Source organism: Streptomyces humi, from assembly GCF_001005085.2.
In the GTDB taxonomy this organism is placed as follows: Bacteria; Actinomycetota; Actinomycetes; order Streptomycetales; family Streptomycetaceae; genus Streptomyces; species Streptomyces humi.
In genome coordinates this window covers 1-3,924 of sequence record NZ_LBMU02000131.1, presented here as the reverse complement: position 1 = coordinate 3,924, position 3,924 = coordinate 1, and the positions used below count along the sequence as shown (strand labels likewise).

The following is a 3,924-nucleotide window of genomic DNA, read 5'->3' as shown; positions in this document are numbered from 1 at the left end:
CCAGACCGAACGTGTACGACAACCGACCCGCCGCGATGCTGCCCGCACTGCCGTTGAGCAGGTAGCCCTCAAGTTCTTCTGGTGCCTTGCGAACCCGGGATCCGTAGTCGTGGTACATCAGGCCCATGTAGACGCCGGTGCGGCTGCCGCGCAGGGACACCGGATCGATCCCCGCCCGCTCCATCGCCTCCCACGACGTCTCCAACAACAACCGCTGCTGCGGATCCATCGCCAACGCCTCACGCGGCGAGATCCCGAAGAACTCCGCATCGAACTCCGCCGCGTCATACAGGAACCCACCCGACCGGGCGTACGACTTCCCCACCGCGTCCGGATCCGGATCGTAGAGACCGTCGGCGTCCCAGCCCCGATCAGTCGGCCACGACGACACGGCGTCGCCCGCCGAGGCGACCAGCCGCCACAGCTCCTCCGGTGAGCGCACCCCACCCGGGAACCGGCACCCCATCCCCACGATCGCGACGGGCTCGTGGGCATCGTCCTGAAGCTTGCGCAGGCGCTCACGGGTGTCACGCAGATCCGTGGCAGCCTGCTTGAGGTACGAGCGCAGCTTGTCCTCGGTGTTCACTCTCTCCCCCTGCCTGAAGTCATGAAGGTCCGTCGCCCGGCGTCGCTGTCAGATGCCGCTGTCGAGGAAGTCGAAGAGCTCGTCGTCGCTGGCCGTGTCGAAACGGTCCGCATCGGACGCTTCGTCGGCACTCCCCGGGTCCGCGCTCAGGTGCTTGGCGACGAGCTGCCGCATCCGGCTCAGGACGCGGTCACGCGCCTGCTCGTCGGGCGCCAGGGTGACGAGCGCGGACTCCAGCTCATCGAGGTCGCTCAGCATCCGGTCCGCCAACGACTCCTCCGTCGGCCGCAGCTCCGCCCACAGGTGGTCGGCGAGCGCAGCCGGCGTCGGATAGTCGAAGGCCAGGGTGGCGGAGAGACGCAGACCCGTGGCCCGCATCAGGCGGTTGCGCAGTTCCACCGCGCCCAGGGAGTCGAACCCGAGTTCCTTGAAGGTGTGGTGCGACTTCACGGCGGTCGCCGTGGCATGGCCGAGGACTCCGGCGGCCTGTGCGCAGACCAGACCGCGAAGCTGCTCGGTCCTCTCTTCGTCGGAGGCGGCCGCCAGACGTTCGGCCAAGGTGGCCGTGTCCCCGGCCGAACCGCTGTCCGTCCTGGCCGCCGTCCGCTGTGCGGGCCTGCGGATCAGGTCCCGCAGGATGGCCGGCAGGGTGCCCGCGACGGCCTGCTCGCGCAGGCTCACCTCGTTCAGCACGGCCGGCAGGACGAAGGCCTCCCCGGCCCGTACGGCCGCGTCGAACAGGGCGAGTCCCTGCTCGGACGTCATCTCCGCGAGGCCGATCTGTGCGATGCGCCGCATCGCGATCGCGTCAAGGTGCTCCGTCATCTCGCTGCGTTCGGCCCAGAAGCCCCAGCCGAGGGCGGTACCGGGCAGCCCGTCCGCCACCCGGTGAGCCGCCAGCGCCTCCAGGAACACGTTGGCTGCCGCGTAATGCGCCTGGCCGGAGCTGCCGAAGGTGGCCGCCGCCCCCGAGAAGAGGACGAACGTGTCGAGCCGCTGGTCGCGGGTGAGGTGGTGCAGGTTGAGCGCGGCGTCGATCTTCGGGCGCAGGACACGGTCCAGTTGCTCGGCTGTCAGCCCGGTGACCACGGCGTCGTCCAGGACACCCGCCGAATGGAACACCGCGGTCAGCGGGCGGTCCGACGGGATGGCGGCCAGCACGGCGGCCAGGGCCTCACGGTCCGCCGCATCGCATGCGGTGACCGTCGCCTGCGCACCCAGTGCCGTCAGCTCTGCCACCAACTGCGCTGCGCCCGGTGCTTCTTGTCCACGCCGACTGGTCAGGAGCAGGTGGCGTACGCCGTGTTCGGTGACCAGATGCCGGGCCACCAGAGCACCCACCGTGCCGGTGCCACCGGTCACCAGGACGGTGCCGACGTCCCCGCCGAAGGTCACAGCTGTGCCGGCGGAAGGTGCGGCGTGCCGTACGAGCCGCGGGACGAGAACCGCGCCGTCGCGCACCGCCGACTGCGGTTCCTCGCCCATGGCCAGGTGTGCGGCCAGTGCCTCGTCGGCGCCGTCCACCAGCCACAGACGATCGGGGTGTTCACGCTGCGCCGAGCGGACCAGGCCCCACACGGGTGCGTTGACCAGATCGCCGACGTCATCACCCGGCCGCGTCGACACCGCGCCGTGCGTGAGGAACACCAGCCGAGTCGAGGCCAGACGCTCCTCGGCGAGGAAACCCTGTATCAGCGTCAGGGCCCGCTGAGTCGCCGACCGCGCCTGCTCCGCCAACCTCTCCGGCGGCACATCACCACTCGTGAGAGGCGCAATGACGACATCGGGAACGGACTCCCCGAGGGACGTCAGATCCAGGTCAGGCGCCAGGACGGCGCGACCGCCCCCGGCCGCCCGCTCCGGCGCAACCTGTACCGGTTGCCACTCCAGCCGGTACAGGCCCTCTTGCCGGCCCACCCGCAACTGCTCCGCGTTCACGGCGCGCAGGACCAGCGACTCCACCGACCCCACCGGCCGGCCGGCCTGATCCGTCGCCGACAGGGACACCCTGTCCTCGCCCGTCATGGCCAACCGCACGCGCAGCGCCGTGGCGCCGGAGTTCACGAAGGACACGCCGGTCCACGAGAACGGCAGCCGGGGCTCGCCGACCCCACCCGCATCCGGATCGATCAGCACCAGCGAGTGCAACGCCGCGTCCAGCAGCGCGGGATGCACGGCGAACCCGTCACCGTCCCCCTGCGGCAACTCGACCTCCGCGAAGACCTCCCCGTCCCGGCGCCAGACGGCCCGGACGCCCTGGAACAGTGGCCCGTAGTCGTAGCCGGCCGCGGCGAATTCGTCGTACAGCGCCGAGACATCCAGCTGCTCGGCACCCGCCGGCGGCCAGGCGACGGACTGGGGAACCGGCGCGTCCGCTGCCCCGGGGGCCAGCACGGCCCGGGCATGAACCGTCCAGTCCTGCTCCGAGCGGGAGCGCACCACCAGCGTCCGGCAGCCGGAGCCGTCCGCGCCGGTCACACTCACATGCAGGCGTACCTCACCGTGGTCCGGCACCAACAGGGGTGCTTCCATGACGAGTTCGCGCACCTCGGTGGTACCGACTTCCGAGCCGGCCCGCAGCGCCATCTCCACGAACGCCGTCCCGGGCAGGAGTGCGGTGCCGAACACGGCGTGTTCGGCGAGCCAGGGATGCGACCGCAACGACAGCGACCCTGTCAGCACCACGCCGTCGGAGTCCGGCACCGCCACCATGGCACCGAGCAGCCCGTGCCCAAGGCTTTCCAGACCCAGGCCCGCCGCATCGGTCACCGCCGCCCGCACCGGCTCCAGCCAGTAGCGCTCGCGCTGGAACGCATACGTCGGCAGCTCCAGGACATCCGCCGTCCGCCCGTTCACCGGCCACTGCACAGGGAGTCCGGCCGTGAAGGCCTCCGCGAGCGACAGAGTGAAACGCCGCTGTTCGTCTTCGTTACGGCGCAGGGTGCCCAGCACCACCGCGTCCGCGTCCATCTCCTCGACCGTCTCCTCGACAGCCGCGGTCAGCACCGGATGCGCACTGGCCTCGATGAAAGCGTCGAAGCCGTCCGCAAGCAACGCCCTCGTCGCACCACGGAAATCGACAGTCTGCCGCAGATTCCTGAACCAGTACTCCGCGTCCAGAACAGCGCCGTCCACCACGGTGCCGGTCACCGCCGAATAGAACGGCACCCCACCAGAGCGAGGACGCACCGGCTCCAGCAACCCCAACAACTCATCCCGGATCTCCTCCACATGCGCCGAATGCGACGCATAGTCCACCGGAATCCGCCGCGCCCTCACCCCCTCCGCCTCACAAGCCGCAAGCAACTCCTCCAACGCCCCCACATCACCCGACACCA

2 protein-coding genes are annotated in these 3,924 nt (G+C 70.4%); both read right to left on the bottom strand.

Features of this window, described 5'->3' with window-relative positions; all coding sequences use genetic code 11:
* Positions 1–586: beta-ketoacyl synthase N-terminal-like domain-containing protein (locus tag AAW13_RS42075; RefSeq protein WP_206306376.1), on the bottom strand; the 586-nt coding region annotated here is incomplete at its 3' end.
* Between the two features lie 48 nt (positions 587–634).
* Positions 635–3,910, bottom strand: a complete 3,276-nt coding sequence (locus AAW13_RS46260; RefSeq protein ID WP_276207644.1) for a type I polyketide synthase — start codon at positions 3,908–3,910, stop codon at positions 635–637.
* Between the last annotated feature and the right edge of the window lie 14 nt (positions 3,911–3,924).